Annotated in this window: 17 protein-coding genes and 1 tRNA gene; 8 read left to right on the top strand and 10 right to left on the bottom strand. The window is 32.4% G+C overall.

All coding sequences use genetic code 11. The annotated features are described in order from the left end of the window. Window position 1 precedes the first annotated feature (1 nt). The 4 genes from sufC to OB7_RS01525 form a co-directional block, all read right to left on the bottom strand. Window positions 2-745 (bottom strand): Fe-S cluster assembly ATPase SufC, encoded by a 744-nt coding sequence (gene sufC / locus OB7_RS01540; protein ID WP_114702329.1) that lies wholly within the window; start codon window positions 743-745, stop codon window positions 2-4. 147 nt (window positions 746-892) lie between these two features. Beyond that, on the bottom strand, window positions 893-2512 hold the full coding sequence (gene groL, locus OB7_RS01535) for a chaperonin GroEL (RefSeq protein ID WP_012579459.1): 1620 nt from the start codon (window positions 2510-2512) through the stop codon (window positions 893-895). Window positions 2513-2528: 16 nt separating this feature from the next. After that, on the bottom strand, window positions 2529-2801 hold the full coding sequence (groES, locus tag OB7_RS01530) for a co-chaperone GroES (RefSeq protein WP_114702328.1): 273 nt from the start codon (window positions 2799-2801) through the stop codon (window positions 2529-2531). Window positions 2802-3007: 206 nt separating this feature from the next. Then, a tRNA-Ala gene (locus OB7_RS01525) sits at window positions 3008-3083 on the bottom strand. A gap of 97 nt (window positions 3084-3180) precedes the next feature. Between OB7_RS01525 and OB7_RS01520 the strand changes: the two genes are divergently transcribed. From OB7_RS01520 to OB7_RS01500, 5 genes are all read left to right on the top strand, one after another. Continuing rightward, window positions 3181-3561 carry a Mini-ribonuclease 3 gene (locus OB7_RS01520; protein WP_004103853.1) on the top strand — a complete coding sequence of 127 codons (381 nt, stop codon included), beginning with the start codon at window positions 3181-3183 and terminating at the stop codon, window positions 3559-3561. Further along, entirely contained in the window at window positions 3558-5276 is a 1719-nt protein-coding gene (locus OB7_RS01515; RefSeq protein WP_114702327.1) for a phosphoenolpyruvate carboxykinase (ATP), read from the top strand. Before OB7_RS01520 ends, OB7_RS01515 begins: the two co-directional genes overlap by 4 nt. 4 nt (window positions 5277-5280) lie before the next feature. Next, window positions 5281-6669, top strand: a complete 1389-nt coding sequence (locus tag OB7_RS01510; RefSeq protein WP_114702326.1) for a TldD/PmbA family protein — start codon at window positions 5281-5283, stop codon at window positions 6667-6669. After that, entirely contained in the window at window positions 6666-7973 is a 1308-nt protein-coding gene (locus tag OB7_RS01505; RefSeq protein WP_114702325.1) for a TldD/PmbA family protein, read from the top strand. Before OB7_RS01510 ends, OB7_RS01505 begins: the two co-directional genes overlap by 4 nt. Window positions 7974-8061: 88 nt before the next feature. After that, the gene (locus tag OB7_RS01500; RefSeq protein ID WP_114702324.1) at window positions 8062-9138 is read left to right on the top strand and encodes an alanine/ornithine racemase family PLP-dependent enzyme; all 1077 of its coding nucleotides are present in this window, start codon (window positions 8062-8064) and stop codon (window positions 9136-9138) included. A 24-nt stretch (window positions 9139-9162) separates the two neighbouring features. Here OB7_RS01500 and OB7_RS01495 read toward each other — a convergent pair whose 3' ends face one another. The 6 genes from OB7_RS01495 to gltX all read right to left on the bottom strand — a co-directional run bounded on the left by OB7_RS01495 (window position 9163) and on the right by gltX (window position 16330). Next, entirely contained in the window at window positions 9163-10254 is a 1092-nt protein-coding gene (locus OB7_RS01495; RefSeq protein WP_114702323.1) for a site-specific integrase, read from the bottom strand. Between the two features lie 132 nt (window positions 10255-10386). Next, window positions 10387-11394, bottom strand: a complete 1008-nt coding sequence (queA, locus tag OB7_RS01490) for a tRNA preQ1(34) S-adenosylmethionine ribosyltransferase-isomerase QueA (RefSeq protein WP_012579465.1) — start codon at window positions 11392-11394, stop codon at window positions 10387-10389. Between the two features lie 55 nt (window positions 11395-11449). After that, window positions 11450-11704: a 30S ribosomal protein S15 gene (rpsO, locus tag OB7_RS01485; RefSeq protein ID WP_004103868.1), complete on the bottom strand. Its 255-nt coding sequence runs from the start codon at window positions 11702-11704 to the stop codon at window positions 11450-11452. A 106-nt stretch (window positions 11705-11810) separates the two neighbouring features. After that, the gene (locus tag OB7_RS01480) at window positions 11811-13496 is read right to left on the bottom strand and encodes a proline--tRNA ligase (protein ID WP_012579466.1); all 1686 of its coding nucleotides are present in this window, start codon (window positions 13494-13496) and stop codon (window positions 11811-11813) included. After that, window positions 13493-14902: a cysteine--tRNA ligase gene (gene cysS / locus OB7_RS01475; protein ID WP_114702322.1), complete on the bottom strand. Its 1410-nt coding sequence runs from the start codon at window positions 14900-14902 to the stop codon at window positions 13493-13495. Before cysS ends, OB7_RS01480 begins: the two co-directional genes overlap by 4 nt. 6 nt (window positions 14903-14908) lie before the next feature. Next, complete coding sequence (gltX, locus tag OB7_RS01470) at window positions 14909-16330, bottom strand: glutamate--tRNA ligase (RefSeq protein WP_114702321.1); 1422 nt, start codon at window positions 16328-16330, stop codon at window positions 14909-14911. A gap of 217 nt (window positions 16331-16547) precedes the next feature. Here gltX and OB7_RS01465 point away from each other — a divergent pair, with 217 nt between their 5' ends. The 3 genes from OB7_RS01465 (at window position 16548) to OB7_RS01455 (ending at window position 19541) form a co-directional block, all read left to right on the top strand. Then, entirely contained in the window at window positions 16548-17762 is a 1215-nt protein-coding gene (locus tag OB7_RS01465) for a uracil-xanthine permease family protein (protein ID WP_114702320.1), read from the top strand. Between the two features lie 236 nt (window positions 17763-17998). Beyond that, window positions 17999-18871 carry a hypothetical protein gene (locus OB7_RS01460; RefSeq protein ID WP_114702319.1) on the top strand — a complete coding sequence of 291 codons (873 nt, stop codon included), beginning with the start codon at window positions 17999-18001 and terminating at the stop codon, window positions 18869-18871. Between the two features lie 37 nt (window positions 18872-18908). Then, window positions 18909-19541, top strand: coding sequence for a DUF4627 domain-containing protein (locus OB7_RS01455; RefSeq protein ID WP_114702318.1), 633 nt, complete (start codon window positions 18909-18911; stop codon window positions 19539-19541). The last annotated feature ends 2 nt before the right edge of the window (window positions 19542-19543 follow it).

Genomic DNA, 19543 nt, shown 5'->3' with positions numbered 1-19543 from the left:
ATCACCCCGCAATTACAGAATAGCCATTTTTCTCTATCTCATCAGCCAATGAAAAGTCTCCACTCTTTACAATTTTTCCATCTGTATAAACATGAACTTTATCAACATCTAAATAATTAAGTATTCTTTTGTAATGAGTTATAATAAGTACACTTGTCCCAGACTCTCTTATCTTATTAATCTGATTTGCAACAATTCTTAAAGCATCAACATCTAAACCGGAATCAATTTCATCTAAAATTAAAAGCTTTGGTTTTAAAAACCTTGCTTGCAAAATTTCAGATTTTTTCTTTTCACCACCAGAAAATCCAACATTCAAAAACCTATTTAAGAAATTATCTGAAACAACAAGCTCACTTAATATTTCATCTATTTGCTTATTTAGTTGTGCAAAAGATTCATTATCTCCATGAATTTTTCTATACGCACTTAAAAGAAAATTACTGAATTTTACACCGTCTATTTCAAATGGATTTTGAAAAGTCATAAAAATACCTTTTTTTGCTCTCTCATCAGTTGTTAATTCAACAATATTTTCACCTTCAAAAATTATTTCGCCTGAATCAACTTTATATCTGGGATTCCCCATTATAACGTTTGCAAGAGTCGATTTTCCAGAACCGTTTGGACCCATAATAGCATGTAATTCTCCATAACCTATATCCAAATTAACACCTTTTAATATTTTTAAGTTTTCTTCTTTCACAGATGCATGCAAATTTCTAACTTCAAGCAATTTTTCCATGATATTACCTCCTTAATTAGTTTTTCCTAATTTAAGTATAACATATTAATTTGAAAAGTCAATAATAAAAAATAAAGGTTTGAAAAAATCAAGCATAAAAAAATTCCCCGGAAAAGTTTCCGGGGAATTTGTCTATTAAAATGATTATTAATATTCTGGCATTTCTGGCATTGGTGCGTTATTCTTTGGTTCTGGTTTTTCAACTACAAGTGCTTCTGTTGTTAACAACATGCTTGCAATTGATGCTGCGTTTTGAAGTGCACTTCTTGTAACTTTTGCTGGGTCAATAATTCCGCGTTCAAACATGTTACAGTATTCACCTTTTAATGCATCAAATCCGTATGCTGGATCATCATTTTCAAGTACTTTGTGGATAATAATTGCACCATCATAACCTGCGTTCTTTGCTATTTGGTTAATTGGAGCTATCAACGCTTCGTAAACAATCTTTGCACCAATCTTTTCATCACCATCAAGTTCATTTACAACTTTTTCAACTGCTTTTCTTGCGCGAAGTAATGTAATTCCTCCACCTGGAACAATACCTTCTTCAACAGCTGCTCTTGTAGCACTGAGAGCGTCTTCGATTCTGTGTTTCTTTTCTTTTAATTCGGTTTCTGTTGCAGCACCAACTTTTATTACTGCGACACCACCAGCAAGTTTTGCCATTCTTTCTTGTAATGTTTCTTTTTCGTATTCCGATGTAGTTTGTTCAATTTGTGCTTTAATTTGAGCAATTCTCTTTTTAATTTCTTCTTGGTCTCCATGTCCGCCAACAATTATTGTTTCGTCTTTTTTAACTCTTACAACATCTGCTCTTCCTAGATCGTTTAATGTCAAGTCTTCCAAGTTAATTCCTACTTCTTCGCTTGCTACTATACCACCGGTAAGAATTGCAATATCTTGGAGCATAGCTTTTCTTCTGTCACCAAATCCAGGTGCTTTAACTGCTACTGTATTAAGTGTTCCTTTTAGTTTGTTAAGAACAAGTGTTGTTAATGCTTCACCTTCAACATCTTCAGCAATAATTACAAGTGGTTTTCCAGTTTGTGCTACTTTTTCAAGAATTGGAATAAGTGGTTTTATATTTGAAAGTTTCCTATCGGTAATGAGGATAAATGGTTCATTGTAAACTACTTCCATTTTTTCAGGATCAGTTACAAAGTAAGGGGAAACATATCCTCTATCAAATTGCATACCTTCCGTAAATTCAACATATGTCTCAATTGATTTGCTGTCTTCTACAGTAATTACTCCATCTTCTCCAACTTTTTCCATTGCTTCTGCAATTAATTTTCCAATTTCTTCACTGTTTGCACTGATAGATGCTACATGTGCAATATCGTTTGTACTTGAAAGTTTCTTTGAAATTTTCTTAATTTCTTCGACACCTGCTGCAACTGCTTTTTCAATTCCCCTTTTTACAAGGATTGGATTTGCACCAGCTGTTACGTTTTTAATTCCTTCTTTTATCATTGCTTGTGCAAGAACTGTTGCTGTTGTTGTTCCATCACCTGCTACATCATTTGTTTTACTTGCAACTTCCTTAACAAGTTGTGCACCAAGATTTTCAAATTTATCTTCAAGTTCAATTTCCTTAGCAATTGAAACACCGTCATTTGTAATTGTTGGACTTCCCCAAGATTTTTCAATAACTACGTTTCTTCCTTTTGGACCTAATGTAATTTTAACTGCATCTGCAACTGCATCAACACCTCTTTCAAGTGCTCTTCTTGCCTCTTCACTGAATTTTAACATCTTTGCCATGCGTGTCACCTCCCTATTAGTCTTCTATTTTTGCTAGAATATCTTCTACATCAATTATTATGTAATCTTCTTCCTCTATCTTAATTTCGGTTCCTGAATATTTGGAAAAGATTACTTTATCACCTACGCGAAGATCAACGTCTGCATCTTCTAAGTTACCTACTGCAACAATTTCTGCTTTCATAGGTTTTTCTTTTGCAGTATCTGGAAGAACAATTCCTCCTTCAGTTCTCTTTTCCTCCTGAATTGGCTTAATTAAAAGTCTTGATCCCAATGGAATAACCTTCATAATCGTACCCCCTTTCAAAGTTTTTGTTGTCACTCTTATTCATCGACTGCTAATTTAAGTTTACCAAAAATATCAAAATTGTGAAGTCCAATTATTGAAGATTATTAGAATTTATCAACAATTAAAACCAAATAACATATATTTTCTTTTATTTTCACACTTTTTATATCATAAAAAAGGAAGGGAGGCATTTTCTGCCTCCCTTCTGGTGGAGCCGATGGGATTTGAACCCACTGCCTCTACCGTGCCATGGTAGCGCTCTCCCAATTGAGCTACGGCCCCTTACAATATATAATTTATCATATTTTCTATTTTCAGTCAACATTTAGCACAAAATATAATTATATGGTAAAATTGTTAAAAATAGGGGGCGTATAAATTGAACATTTTTGAAAAAATTCATCCTAATCTTAATGTTAATGAACTATCTACAGATAGTCTTGCTTATCTTGGTGATGCAGTATTCAACCTTTTCGTAAAGGTGTTATATTTCAAAAATACAAGTGTAAAAAATTTACACAAAGATTCTCAACTCCTTGTAAATAGAAAATTTCAATCTACCCTCCTAGATAAAGTCCTTCCCCTACTTAATGAAGAAGAAAAAGCATTTGTAAAAAGAGGTATAAACAGTAAAGGAGCCGGAAGGTATGGAAATGATCCCGCCTACAGAAAAAGTACTGGTTTTGAAGTTCTGGTAGGATATTTGTATCTAACTAACCAAGAACGTCTTTACAATTTATTAATGGAGGTGTTAAAATGAGTCGCTCTGTAATCATTGATGGTTCAGTTATTTATACTAATTATAGCCAAATCATGGGACACAGGAAATTTGAAGAACTTTTAAAAGAATTTATAACCATACTCTCTGAAAAAAATAGCCCACTCCTAGAAGCAATTTCACCCTTCAAATTTGGAAATGAATACGACATTAGAAGGTTATCTGAATATCTCCATCTTTTATCTATGAGAAATATTAGAGAATTAATTCACATAATGAATTACGTAAATCCCGAAAAACTTGAAAAATTTATCGAAGGCTTTTACTCATTCTGGAGATCAAAACACAGATTTATGGTAAGGCATGAAAAATACGTAAGTGACTACAATAGGCGTGCAAGTATAGAATATACAATGACAATGATTGGCGATCAATTTAAAGCCGTTATTAAAAATTTATACAGACAACTAATTTCAAATATATCAAACGAGTTTCCAAAAGTAATGAGACAGTTGCCAAGCGGAGCTCAAGCAATGTTCTTATACGATTATATTGAGTGTGACGATTTTGGTGCAAAATGGATGAAAAGCATTCCTACAATATGGGGAGCAATTTTTGATCCACCCGCAATTTTTTATACAAAATCAAACAAAAGAAAGGGAATAATTCCAATAGAGGAAAAAGATATTTTAGACAAAATAAATCTTTCTAGTAATGAATGGTTTAGGATCCCAATATACGTTGGAAAATTATTGTTTTTTAATTTTGTACATAAAGAATATCTTGCACATGGTGCTGGACTTGCGAATTTGTTTGAAATAGCCTCACCAAAGGATATAAAAAATAAAAAACCCGACGGAATAATAATATTTGGAATTGCTCCAGAAAAAATACCAGATTATAATGAAAAATGGAAAAATGCAGTAGTTTTTAAAGACAAAAATTGCTACGTTGGTGTGATACCTGGAACAGACGAAAATGACTACTTTGGATACATGAAAAAAACTACCTTGACGGTTCACAATTTGATAATGATAGATAACGAAAAACTTCCAATCCATGGCTCAATGGCTCAAATAACATTAAAATCTGGAAAAAAAGCAACAGCTATGTTTGTAGGTGACAGCGGTGCTGGAAAAAGTGAAACACTTGATGCACTAAATAGAATGGAAGAAGTAGCAGAAGTAAATATTATAATAGATGATATGGGAAGTTTAGATATATACAACGATTCCGTTGTAGCATATGGAACTGAAACTGGAGCATTTGTTAGACTCGATGATCTACCACCAGGATATGCATATCATACAATGGATAGAAGTATATTCATGAACCCAGATAAAATTAACGCAAGAGTTATTGTTCCATTCAACAACTATAAAGATATTATTACCCCAATCAAAATTGACTTTTTATTCTATGCAAATAACTACACAGAAGTCAAAGATGAAAGCGAAAGAATAAAGTTCTTTGAAACATATGAAGATGCCTTAAAAGTATTCTCAGAAGGAAAGAGAATGGCAAAAGGAACAACCTCTGAAAAAGGATTAACTACATCATATTTTGCAAACCCATTTGGTGCAATACAAATGAAAGAAAAACATGAAAAAATTGCGCAAAAATTCTTCAAAAAAATGTTTGAAACGGGGGTGAAGGTTGGTGAAATAAGAACGATGCTTGGAGTTGAAGGGTACGAAAAAGAAGGAACTATGCTTGCAGCAAAAGCATTAATGAAAATCATTGAGCAAAAGGGGTGAAATAGTGTTAAATCAATCTTTAATAAAAGATATTATTGGCACAGTATTAAAATATGGGGGAGACTTTGCAGAAGTTTTTGTAGAAAACAAATATGAAAACAGGATAGAACTTACAGATGGAAAAATTCAAAAAGCAAATACTAATAACATCTCTGGTGTCGGTATTAGAGGATTTCTTGGAAAAAAGGCAATATATGCATATACTAATGTTTTTGAAAAAGAAAATTTATTATCTGTAGCAAAAAGAGTAGGAGAAGCTTTATCTGAAGTTAAAATTAATGATTTAACTTTAGACTTTGATAACAAAAAATTAAAAAACAGGCATGTTATATATTTATACCCAAGAGATGTTGAAAAAACAGAAAAAGTAAAAGTAATGAAAAAAGCGTACGAATCAGCCAAAAATTATTCACAATTAATTAAGCAAGTTCAAGTATGGTTCTGGGAATACGATCAAGAAGTATTAATTGCAAACTCTGAAGGGGTTTGGGCAGAAGATAGACGTGTAAAAGCAAGACTTATGATTAATGCTATAGCCGAACATAATGGTAATATGGAAAGAGGCTTTTATGGACCAGGAACAAGCATGGGATTTGAACTATTTGATAGAATAGACGTTGAAGAAGCTGCAAAAAGAGCTGCAAGGATCGCTGCAAGAATGGTAGATGCCGAACCAGCACCTGCAGGTAAAATGCCAGTAATTATTTCAAATGAATTTGGTGGTGTTATATTCCACGAAGCAGTTGGACATGCACTTGAAGCAACTTCTGTTGCAAAAGGGGCATCAGTTTTTGCTGGAAAATTAGGTCAAAAAGTTGCCGCTGAATGTGTATCAGCTGTTGATGATGCAACAATACCAAATGCTTGGGGTTCAGCAAATGTAGATGATGAGGGAACACCAACAAGAAGAAACCTTCTTATAGATAAAGGTGTGTTAGTTGGATATTTAATTGATAAATTAGGTGGAAGAAGAATGGGAATGGAAAGCACAGGAAGTGCTCGAAGACAAGATTATACATTTGCTCCAACTTCCAGAATGAGTAATACATTTATACTACCTGGTGATTACCACCCTGAAGAAATTATAGCAGCAACTGAATACGGTCTTTATGCAAAAGAAATGGGTGGGGGCTCAGTTAACCCAAGTACTGGTGAATTTAATTTTGCAGTTAATGAAGCATATTTAATTGAAAAAGGTAAGATTACAAAACCAGTTAAGGGAGCAACACTTATTGGAAAAGGATATGAAATAATTCAAAAAATTGATATGGTCGGAAACGATGTTGGTAGAGGTCAAGGAGTTTGTGGATCAATTTCAGGAGCTGTTCCTGCAGATGTAGGACAACCTACAATAAGAGTTTCAGAAATAATCGTTGGGGGGCGAAACAAATGACATACAACGAATTTAAAGAAAAATTATTTTCTATTGCAAAAGAAAAAGGATTTGAAGCTCAGATTGATCTATCAGAAAGTTCAGAATTTTCACTAAGATATGCTAATGATGATATAGATCAATATACAGACGCTTCAAAATTTTCAGTTTCTATAAAAATTTTAAAAGATGGAAAGATAGGAAGAGTTTATACTGAACAACTAGAAAATCCAGAAAAATTATTTGAAGAAGCCCTAAAAAACTGGGAGTTAACAGATAGTGAAGATGAAGAATTTTTCTATGATGGAACCGGCAAATACATTGAAATGGATCTTTACAATGGAAGTTTTGAAAAAACAAGCGTTTCAGAAAAAATAGAATTTGTCAAAAAGCTCTATAACAGTGCAAAATGTGATGATAGAATAGTTATGGTCCCTTATGCAATGTACAATAATTTTAAAGTTTCAAAAAAAATTTCAAATACTTTAGGGCTTGATGTTTCAACGACTGCAGATGGTGGATATAGCTATGCAATGGCAGTATCAAAAGACGAATCAACACATTCTGGATTATGGATGGAAGTTGGAACTAAATTTTCTGATCTTGATCCAGAAAAAATTGGAAAAACTGCTTGTCAAAATGCACTAAGTTTACTTGGCGCAAAATCTGTTAAAAGCGGTAAGTACAGAGTAATAATCAAAAATACCGCTTTTGAAGATATGCTCAGCCTTCTTATTAGCATGATTTCAGCAGAAAATGTTCAAAAAAATATGTCCCCATTAAAGGGAAAACAAAACCAAAAGATTGCAAGTACAATTTTAAATATTAAAGATGTTCCTTACTATAAAAACAGTATTTCAAATAGGCCTTTTGACGATGAAGGGGTTCCAACAAAAGAAACACCAATAATAGAAAACGGAATATTAAAGAGTTTCTTATACGATTTAAAAACTGCAAAAAAAGATAACACTGAACCAACTGGAAATTCCCTTGGTGGTTCAATTAGACCAATAAATTTACTTGTAGAAAGTGGAGAATATGACTTTGAAAACCTCCTAAAAAAATTAGATGATGGAATAGTAATTATAGGTGTAGATGGAATGCATTCAGGTGCAAATCCAATATCTGGAAATTTCTCACTCGGTGCAAGAGGCTTTAGAGTAATTAATGGAGAAATATCCCATCCTATAGAGCAAATAACCATCTCTGGAAATTTCTTACAACTATTTGAAAAAGTTGAAGCAGTTGGAAATGACTCAAAAATCTTCTATGGAATAATAACTCCAAGTATTTTAATAAGTGAACTTGATATTGCTGGTGAATAAGGCGGATTTCTCTCCGCCTTTTTTATTTACAAAAAACAAAAATTAGATTAAAATTAAGTTGTACCTTTAAGAATGGGGAGGGGGAAAAGTGGATTTCCCTAAGTTGTTTGTTAACCTCAAAAAAATTAGAGAAAATGCAGAAAAACTACTTGAAACACTCTCAAAACTTAATATTGAACTTGTTGCCGTAACTAAACTAACTTTAGGCGATCCAATCATTGCAAAAACACTTAAAGATGCCGGGGTAATAAAGTTAGGTGAATCAAGATTAAAAAATATTAAAAGAATGATTGAAAATAATGTACCTGGACCTTTTCAACTTTTAAGAATCCCTATGCCATCAGAATTGGAAGATGCAGTACTTTTAACCGATGAAATATTAATTTCCGAAGAAAAAGTTGCATATATGATTGATGAAATTGCAAAAAAATATGATAAAAATATTGAATTGATCTACATGATAGATGTTGGAGACTTAAGGGAAGGAATTTGGTATGAAAAAGCTGCTTATACAATAGAAAAAGTAGCTAAAAAGTTAAAAATGGCTAAAATTGTTGGAATTGGGACAAACGTTGGATGCTTTGGTGGTGTTTTACCAACGAAAGAAAATTTAAATATTCTCGTAGAAATAAAAGATTATCTTGACGGCAAACTAAACACAAATCTTAAAATTTCTGGGGGGAGCACCGTAACTTTATCACTTATAGAAAACAATGAACTACCTTCTAAAATAAATCAATTTAGAATAGGTGAAGGGATATTACTAGGTACCGATGCAACTGGAAACAGAGATATTCCATACCTTTCACAAGATACAATAATTTTAGAAGCTGAAGTAATTGAAGTTGATTATAAACCATCTGTTCCTGTGGGAAAAATCGGAAGAGATTCTATGGGCAGAATTCCGCATTTTGAAGATTTTGGATGGAGAAATAGAATAATATTAGCAATTGGTGAGCAAGATATTGATTCTTCGGGCCTCAAACCATTCGATGAAAAATTAAAAGTACTTCACGCATCAAGTGACCATACAATAATAGATTACACAGATTCTAATAAAAAATATTCTATTGGAGACACCTTAAAATTTCATCTTTCCTATGGTGCAGCACTTAGGGCGTTTACTAGTCCTTTTGTTAAAAAAGAGTATATAAAAAATGCCTGACCATATGATCAGGCATTTTTTATTTTATATATCATTTAGCTCTAAAAATGCTACTCTTAACTTTCCAGCCAAGAAAATAAAGAAGTTATCGTTTGGTTTTCTTTTCACTTCATACCCCAACTTTTCAATATATTCTTGCCATCCATCAAGATTTCTTACTACAAACAATGTATTTAACCTTGAAAATTTATCTCCTCTTTTAATATAAGCTGTTCTTGATACAATATATGCATTTTCTATCTTTCTAACAGGAATTGATAATTTATTAAAAAATTCCAAAACAGGTTCCATTTCATCAACAACTTCTATTGATAAAATTGTTCTCAAATCTCCACTCTCGGTTATATATCTTGCAATATCTTCTATTGTTTTTGTTGAGCTATATTTAAATAAGTCCATAACATACGGTAGTGAAGGTTGTGCAATAACTTGCCTTGCAACAGCAACATTTCTTAATATTTCAACCGACAATGGTCTTTTCAGACTTATATCAACCTTTTTTTGAAGTCCCCTTAGCATTAAAGCAAGGTAAGAAGGTTTTACTGCTTCTCCATCTCCTGTCGAAATTAAATATTCATCCTTTCCTTCGTATTTTTTCAACCACTTATCAATCGGTGGCACAATTTCTACTTCATAATTTTCATCTGAGACATACAAATAGTTTCCTCTTATATCTGTTCCTTTAAGCTTTACAATGTCTCCAGATTTCAACCCTAAAATACCGGCAAGCCCAACTAAAAGCACATACTTTTCGTTGCCGTGTTTTGCCATTTTTTCCGCTTCTTCATATAATTTCCAAAAATCTAAGTAATTTATCATTTCGTAATCTGCCTTTTTATAAGGAACTTTTAAATCTTCTACTACTTCTGAATAAATTAGTGGATAAAATCTTTGTAAAAAAGCTCTCAAAGGAACAAAATATTGTCTCCACGCTGTTGACTTGTAATTTTCTTTTATTTTTGAAAGCCATTTTCTAACGTTTTCGCTCGTTACATTACCTTCTACAAATTTTAAAAACGAATCAACCATATTAACATAATTTTTCTTGGTACTCTCTGATATATTTTGAGTGTTTATATATTCTATAAATCTTTCTAAATCTGAGTTTATATTCACTCTATATCCACCTCCGAAAAATTAAGAAATTTATTCGTATTTTGATTATAACATAAATTATATTTATTTTTCTTTTAAATAGTCTTACTAAAGTTACAATTCGCATTGCGAATTTTTAAATACTTTTACATTTTAGTAAATAAAACATGCATCACCTAACGAGAAAAATCTATACTTCATCTTTACCGCGGTATTATAAGCTTCTAGAATAAAATCTTTTCCTGCAAAAGCAGCAACAAGCATTAAAAGTGTAGATTTTGGAAGATGAAAATTCGTGATTATTGCATCTGTCAATTTAAATTCAAAAGGTGGATAAATAAATATATCAGTTTTTCCATGGTAGCTTTCTTGATTAGGAAGTCTTGCAATTGTCTCAAGAGTTCTTACACTGGTTGTCCCAACTGCTATTATTCTTCCTTTATTCTTCCTTGTTTCTCTTATCTTTTTAACCGTTTCAGCTGGCACATAGTACCTTTCTGAATGCATTTTATGCTCTCTTATATCTTCAACCTTTACTGGTCTAAAAGTCCCAAGTCCAACATGTAAGATTAAGTCTGCAAATTCCAAACCTTTATTCCTTAACCTTTCAAGAAGTTCTTCTGTAAAATGAAGCCCAGCTGTAGGTGCTGCAACCGACCCAGTTTCTTTTGAATATACTGTTTGATATCTTTCAAACGGAACTTTCTGATTCTTTATATATGGTGGTAGTGGTGCATTTCCAAGTTCAAATAATTTATCATCACTGCAATTAAACTCTAAGATTCTTGCTCCTTGCTGTGAATAATCTTTACATATTACTTCAACGCCTTCAGATAAAATAATTTTGGTTCCCTTTTTAACTTTACTGCCCGGTTTTACCAACGCCTCCCAAACACCTTCACTTATTTTCTCTAAAAGTAAAATTTCAACTCTGGCTCCCGTTTCTTTTACACCATATAGCCTTGCAGGAATTACTTTTGTAATATTTCTAACTAGCAAATCTCCAGGCTTTAAATACTCAACAATATCTCTAAAAATTCTATGCTCAATTGTTTTTTCTTTTCTATTTAACACCATCAATCTAGAAGAATCTCTCGGTTCTGCAGGAGTTTGAGCAATCAACTCCTCTGGCAAGTAATAATCAAAATCGCTAAGCTTCATCTATCTTCCTCCTTCTAAAAAATTGGGGAGGTAATTTCACCTCCCCATTTTTCGATTATTTTCTTAATCCTAATTTTTGAATTACATTCTTGTATGATTCTGGATCCTTGTTTCTTAAATATTTCAAAATTTTTCTTCTTCTTCCGACAAGTTTCATAAGTCCTCTTCTTGAGTGATAATCTTTTGGATGTTTTTTCAAGTGCTCTGTTAAGTGTTTAATTCTTGCAGTTAAAAGAGCAATTTGTACTTCTGTACTTCCAGTATCACCCTCGTGAATTTGAAATTCCTTAATGATTTCCTCTTTGTTCATATCTTTGCACCTCCATACTTTATTCCCACTACCAAGTAGGGGACTAATCCACCTACCGAGTAGGGGTCAAATATATGATACATTAATTTTGTTCAAAAGTCAATATTTACATCTCATTTATAGCATTTAAAATTTGCTCCATATTTGCATCAACCAATATCGCTTCTTTCCCTCTTTCTTTTATTTCTACTTTTCCTTCTTTTAATTTCCTACCCACAGTAATTCTTATTGGAAATCCTATTAAATCCGCATCTTTAAACTTAACACCTGGCGATACGTTTCTATCGTCAATAATTACATCAACACCTTTATCTAATAAATAACTGTACAACTTTTCAGAAAATTCTTTTTCCTTTTCCTTTCCAACTACAACAATGTCCACTTCATATGGTGCAACTGAACGAGGCCAAATTATTCCATCATCATCATGGAGCTGTTCAACTATTGCACCTAAAGTTCTTGAAATTCCCCATCCGTAACATCCCATAATAAATGACTTCATTTTACCATCTTTATCCATATATTTTACATCCATTGAGTCTGAATACTTTGTTCCAAGCTTGAATATATGACCTAGTTCAATACCTTTTTCGCCTTTCAAAGGTTTCCCACAAACAGGACATGGATCACCAATTTGAACTACTACCAAATCAGTCCATTCATTAACCTTAAAGTCCCTATCTAAATTTACATTTAAATAGTGATAATCTTTTTCCATTCCACCCACAACAAAGTTTTTCATATATTTAATTCCATAATCTGCAACTATTCTAACCTTATCTGCTCCAACCGGCCCTAAAAATCCTATTGGAACTCCAAACTCTTCAAGAATTTCTTCGGCTTCTGCCATCTGCAATGATTGATCACCTAAGTATGCCTTTAACTTTTCAAAATTAAGTTCTCTATCTCCAGGAACAAGAGCCATAACAAATCCATCACGTCCCTTAAAGACTAAAGATTTAACTATCTTTCTAATTGGAACGTTTAAAAATTCTGCTACTTGCTCAACAGTTCTCACATTTGGCGTATATACCTTTTCTAAAGTCTTTTCAGCTTCATCATCTTTTTCGTAATCTCCTTTATACGGTACCCTTTCATCACTTCCTGCATACCCACAATCACAATATAAAACATTACTCTCTCCAGTATTTGCAAAAGCAACAAATTCATGAGATTCATTACCACCAATTGCTCCAGTTGCCGCTTCTATTACAGAATATCTCAATCCAATTCTTTCCATTATTTTTGAATATGCATCTTTAAATAATTGATAAGTCTCATCCAGCGACTCCCATGAGTCATGAAAACTGTATGCATCTTTCATAATAAATTCTCTTGCACGTAAGACACCAAATCTAGGTCTAATTTCATCCCTAAATTTCGTAGTTATCTGATATAAAGAAACTGGAAGCTGTTTATATGAATTCAATTCATTTCTAATCAATTCAGTAACAAGCTCTTCATGTGTTGGACCCAACGTAAAATCTCTATTGTGCCTGTCTTTTAACTTCATCATTTCAGGGCCATAATCATCCCATCGTCCACTTCTTTGCCAAAGCTCTGCAGGCTGAATTATAGGCATAAGTATTTCTTGAGCACCAATTTTATCCATTTCTTCCCTAACTATATTCTCAATTTTCAAAAGAGTTCTCCTTGCAAGTGGAAGATATGTGTAAACTCCTGCTGCGATCTTTCTAATAAAACCAGCTCTTTGAAGTAGTGCTTGACTTGGAATTTCTGCATCTGATGGATCTTCCCTGAGTGTTGGTGCATAAAGCCTCGAAAATCTCATTCCTCCACCTCCAAAATCTCCCACTTTGTACCATCAGGAGTATCTAATATCTTAACATTGGAATTTAACAGTGCATCGCGAATTTTATCAGCAGCTTCAAAATTCTTAGCTTTTCTAAATTCCTGTCTTACCTTTAATATCTCTTCAATTACTTTATTTGTATTTTCACCTTCTGAAATTTTCACTCCACCTTCAAATAACCCAAGAATGCTTCCAAAAACTCTTGTAATAAGATGATATCTCTTTAGTGCTTCATCATCTTTCCCTTCATCCATTGCTTTATTTAATTCTTTTGAAAGGTCAAATATAAGTGCAATTGCTTTTGGGGTATTAAAATCATCTTCAAGCGCTTCTACAAATTTTTGCTCAATATCATTCATATATTCATCACGCTTTGGAACTTTTGGATACGGATACTTTTCTTCAAATCTATTTAGGGTTTTTAATACCTTTAAAGCTGCTTTTTTATTTTCCATCATAATTTCATCCGAAAATTCTATAGGAGTTCTATAATGCTTTGAAAGTAAAAATAGCTTTACTGCATCTTTTCCATATCTTTTAACAGCTTCTCTGACCAAAAATACATTTCCTATTGACTTACTCATTTTATCTCCACGAGTAATTATCATTCCATTATGCATCCAATAACTTGCAAAAGGCTTTCCAGTCAGCGCTTCACTCTGTGCCTTTTCATCTTCATGATGTGGAAAGATCAAATCTTCTCCACCAGCATGAATATCAAATGTATCTCCCAAAAGCTTTTGAGACATAACTGAACATTCTATATGCCACCCTGGTCTTCCACAACTCCATGGACTATCCCAATTAGGTTCTCCAGGTTTTACAGCCTTCCAAAGTGCAAAGTCAAGAGGATCTTTTTTCAATGTATTTACTTCAACTCTTGCACCCGAAATTAAATCTTCAATTTTTTTACCAGAAAGTTTTCCATACCTCTCAAATTTTTTAACACTAAAATACACATCGCCATTTTCAGCAGTATATGCATACCCTTTTGAAATCAACTTTTCAACAGCCTCTACAATCTCATTAACATAATCGGTTGTTCTTGGATGAAAATTTGCTGCACGTATCCCCAAACTTTGTGCGTCTTTCCAGTACTCTGCAATAAATGTATCTGCAACGTCTTTAAAATCAACGCCCCATTCATTTGCTTCGTTGATAATTTTATCATCAATATCAGTAAAATTTTGAACCATTATAACCTTATAACCTCTATATTCTAAAAAACGCCTGAACGCATCAAAAACCACTGCAGGCCTTGCATTTCCAATATGTATATAGTTATACACAGTTGGTCCACAAACATACATTTTTACAACGCCAGGTTCAATTGTTTTAAGCTCTTCTTTTTTTCCCGTTTCAGTGTTTGTTATATATATAGCCATACTAAATCACCCCAGTTGTTTTTGAATCCTTTTAACAATATTTTCCTTTCCTAGAAGATAAACTATATCAATTAATTCTGGACCTTCTTCTCTTCCAGTTAATACAATCCTAAGATTCATATAAAAGTCTTTTCCTTTAACTTTTCCTTTCTTCATTGCATTTTTAAACGCTTGATAAATATTCTTTTCATCCCACTGTTCAATGTTTTCTATTTCCTTTACTAATTCACTATATACTTGCTTTACTTCATCTGACAATTCTACTTTATTTTCTGGTTCTACAAAGAAAAATTCTACTAGTTCTGGTATCTGACTTAATTCTTCAACTCTATCCTTAATCGCTTTAAGAAGTCTTATAATCCACTCTTTTCTTTCATTTATTTCTTCTTCTCTTGCAAACTTTTCCAAGTAAGGCTTTGAAACTTCAAGCATTTCTTCATCACTTAAATGTCTGAAATGCTCAGCATTCATCCATTTTAATTTTTGTGGATCAAAAATTGCAGGATTTTTCCCCAATCTATCCAAAGAAAATGCACTAATTAATTCTTCTAAAGACATAATTTCCTTTCCTTCTGGGTGTGACCATCCAAGAAGTGCTAAAAAGTTTACTACAGCTTGTGGTAAATAACCTCTTTCCTTAAACTCTTCAACCGATGTTGCACCGTGCCTTTTACTTAATTTTTTAGCATCTGGTCCAAGAATCATTGAAACATGTCCAAATTCTGGTGGATTCCATCCTAAAGCTTCGTAAATAGCAAGTTGCTTAACTGTATTTGAAAGATGATCGTCACCTCTTATAACATGTGTAATTTTCATTAGATAATCGTCAATAACACATGCAAAGTTGTATATCGGAACTCCATTGCTTCTAATAATCGCAAAGTCTCCTAATGTACCTTCTTTAAATACAACTTGACCCTTTACAATGTCATTTAAAACATATTCTTTTCTTGGCATTTGAAAATATATAGCTGGTTTTAAACCCTTCTCTTCGTATTCCTTTATCCTTTCAGGAGTTGTAAAACTTTCAAGCATTTCACGTGTATAATGAGGAGCTTTTCCTTGTGAAAGAAGCTCTTCTCTTAATTTTTCTATTTCTTCAGGGTAAGCATATACTTTGTATGCTTTTCCTTCTTCTACAAGTTTTTGGGCATATTTGTTGTAAATATCAAGTCTTTCGCTCTGTCTATATGGGCCATATCCACCACCAACATCTGGCCCTTCGTCCCAATTTAAACCTAACCACTTCATTGATTCTATTAAACCTTCTTCAAATTCTTTTTCAGATCTTTCCAAATCTGTATCTTCAATTCTTAAAATAAACTTACCATTCATTTTTCTCGCGTATAAAAAGTTAAATAAAGCTGTTCTTGCACCACCAACATGTAAATATCCAGTAGGGCTTGGAGCAAACCTTAATCTAACCATTAAGACACCTCCTAATTAGCTTTTACTTTGTGTTTTATTATACCACACTTCCATTATCTTATCTTGTCTTATAAATTAAATTATTTACAAATTTAATGTAACAAAATTCTACATTCAACTTAAAAATATGTATTGACAAAATAGATTTTTTATGATATAAATCCACAGAAGGCGCCTTTAATTTGGCCCAGTGAGGCCAGAAAGGAGGAATATGGGTATGATCGATTTACAAGAAACTGTTGAGTTTTATTCTAAGGTAGAAGGTCCGCAAAAGTTCGTTTTAGCTCTTCAACATTTCATTGCTATGTTTGGTGCTACTGTTTTAGTTCCCCTCCTCACAGGTTTTGATCCCCTTGTTGCTCTATTTACCGCAGGAATTGGAACTTTGATTTTCCACTTTTTAACTAAAAAAGAAGTACCAGTATTTCTAGGTTCAAGTTTTGCTTTTATTGGTCCTATTTTAATTGTCAAATCACAAACTGGAGATTTAAGATATGCAAGTGGTGGTATTGTTGCTGCTGGATTTGTATATCTATTACTTGCAACACTGGTCAAAATAATAGGTATTAAAAAAATTAAAAAACTATTCCCACCTGTTGTTACTGGTCCAATGATTATGGTTATTGGTTTAAGCTTAAGTCCAGTTGCAATAAATTGGGCTTCTCAAAATTGGGGAATTTCAATAACAGTAATTGTTTCCGTAATTCTTGCTTCAACAGTTTTCAAAGGATTCTTTAACCTAATTCCGGTACTAATTGGTGTTAGTGTTGGATATTTAGTTGCTATAATTACAGGAAATGTTGAGTTTTCTCCTATCATAAATAGCAGTTGGATTTCTATCCCAAAGTTTATGTTTCCAAAATTTGATTTATCATCAATTCTATTAATTGCTCCAGTAGCACTTGCAACTTTCATGGAACACATAGGAGATATAACAACAAATGGAGCGGTTGTTGGAAAAAACTTTTTAGAAAAACCGGGACTTCATAGAACCTTAATAGGTGATGGAGTCGCAACAATGGTCGCGGGTTTCTTAGGTGGACCTGCAAATACAACATACAGTGAAAATACAGGAGTTCTTGCACTAACTAAGGTATACGATCCATCTATACTAAGGCTCGCTGCAGTTTTTGCAATATTTATGTCATTTTTATCAAAATTTGGAAGTATATTACAAACTATTCCACAACCAGTTATTGGAGGAGTAAGTTTAATACTGTTTGGTATGATTGCCTCTGTTGGTATAAGAACTATCGTGAATGAAAAAGTAGATTTTTCAAAACCAAAAAATCTAATAGTTGCTTCATTAATACTGACAATAGGTATCGGTGGGGCAAGTATAAAAATAGGAACAGTTGAGTTAAAAGGTCTTGCCTTAGCTGCTTTGGTAGGAATATTAGCTAATTTAATAATACCTGAAAAAAATCGATAATAAAAAGATATTTTAACAATATCAAGCTCCAGCTTTAAAGCTGGAGCTTTTTTTATTAACAATATATTTAATAAAATACTCTTTAAATTTCATAAAAAGCACTAATTCATTATTAGCTTCTGATAATATCTATTCTTTACCTTAATTTTTGAAATTTTGTATGTAACAGTTACATTTGTTATTGTTATCTTGAGTAAAGAGATTTTGAAATTTTATTTATTTAAGGAGGTTTTAAAATGAGAAAACTGTTAACCTTGATGTTATCGTTTTTATTATTTTCATTTTTCTTTGCTGAAGAAGTTATTTTTGATGGGAACATAAGTGTAAAATTTTCAGTAGATTCTTCTCCAAAACTTTCAACGTTTACAACTAATAACTTTATGTACGTAGGTGTAAAGGGTAAGTCTTATTTTATAGGTTTCTTATCACAAAATTCAACTTACCCTTACATGTTCACAATTGATCAGGCTTACGGTATTTTTAATTTTGGTTTTGCAAACATTTTTTTAGGGACAAAAATTCAAAATTTTAGAGTTTCCACTCTTGGTAATGATTTATGGCTTGGCGGAAATATTTCAGCTGAAATACCATTTGAAATAGGCAATTTATACGTTGCAATTGATCCCAGTTATTCAAATTCAGATAATCCCAAAGTTAACGTTTTATCATTGAATTTAAATCTTGAAAATTTTATTATAGTAAATTCTGTTTTTTATAACAATTATTCAAATTTAGAAACCGGGATTGAAATACCGTATAGTAATTCAAAGATTCTTGGATATTTTAAATATGATATTTTAAATAGTAATTTGAAAAAATTAACATTTGGTTTTAATACAAAAATTGAAAAAGCCGATTTAACATTATCATTTACCCCAGATGTTTCTAATTTTCAATACTTTGAAATAGACTTATCTGGTTTATACACCTTAAATAATAATTACCAATTCGGAAGTAATATTGATTATAATTCGCAAAGTTCAAATATTAATTTAAATTTCTATTCTAATTACAAATATAACGATATATTAGTTGTCCCTTCAATTTCATGGGAAAACAAAAATCCGTATGCAATTTCAGGGGCTCTAGAACTTTCATTTAACTTTTAAAAATTCTAGGAGGTGAAATTATGAGAAAAAAGTTTTTTTGGCATTATTTTTAACTGTAGGATTATTCTTTGTTTTTTCTGGCTGTGTAAGTCTTCCAACCAATAAAGATAGTGAAAATGAACCAGTAAACTTAATTGTAAACGGCGATTTTTCAGAACCACTTTTGTTTGATAACTTAACAGCATCAACAACCACATTATCAAAATGGTTTACTGTAGTTTCAGACTGGGCAAGAGCATCTATGGATGCTACAATTAATTCTAATGAAGTATTCCAAACAACTGTTAACTCAAGGGGAATTGATTCTGGGGACAACCAACCACATTGGTGGATGCTCCAATTAGCACAATTTGTAAATGGAGCAACAAACACTATTTATACATTAAGTTTTGATGCTTCAGCCGATACTAATACAGAAATGCATGTAGTTGTAACTCTTCATGCACCAAATGATCCAGATAATCCAGGTGATGACTGGTGGCCAACAGCTAATTTGGACCAAATTATTGCACTAACACCTGATAGTACTTCTTTTAGTTTTGATGTAGATTTATCTGGTTGGGATCCTTGGAATCCTGAAGAAGTTTATGTAAAAGTTGGTTTTGAATTTGGACTTTCCGCTACAGATGCAACAATCTATATAGATAATGTAAAATTTATAGAAAAATAATT

The sequence above is a fragment of the Thermosipho africanus Ob7 genome (assembly GCF_003351105.1).
Taxonomy (GTDB): domain Bacteria; phylum Thermotogota; class Thermotogae; order Thermotogales; family Fervidobacteriaceae; genus Thermosipho; species Thermosipho africanus.
Note: the sequence above shows the minus strand (reverse complement) of the source record. Positions and strands in the feature narration are given on the sequence as shown.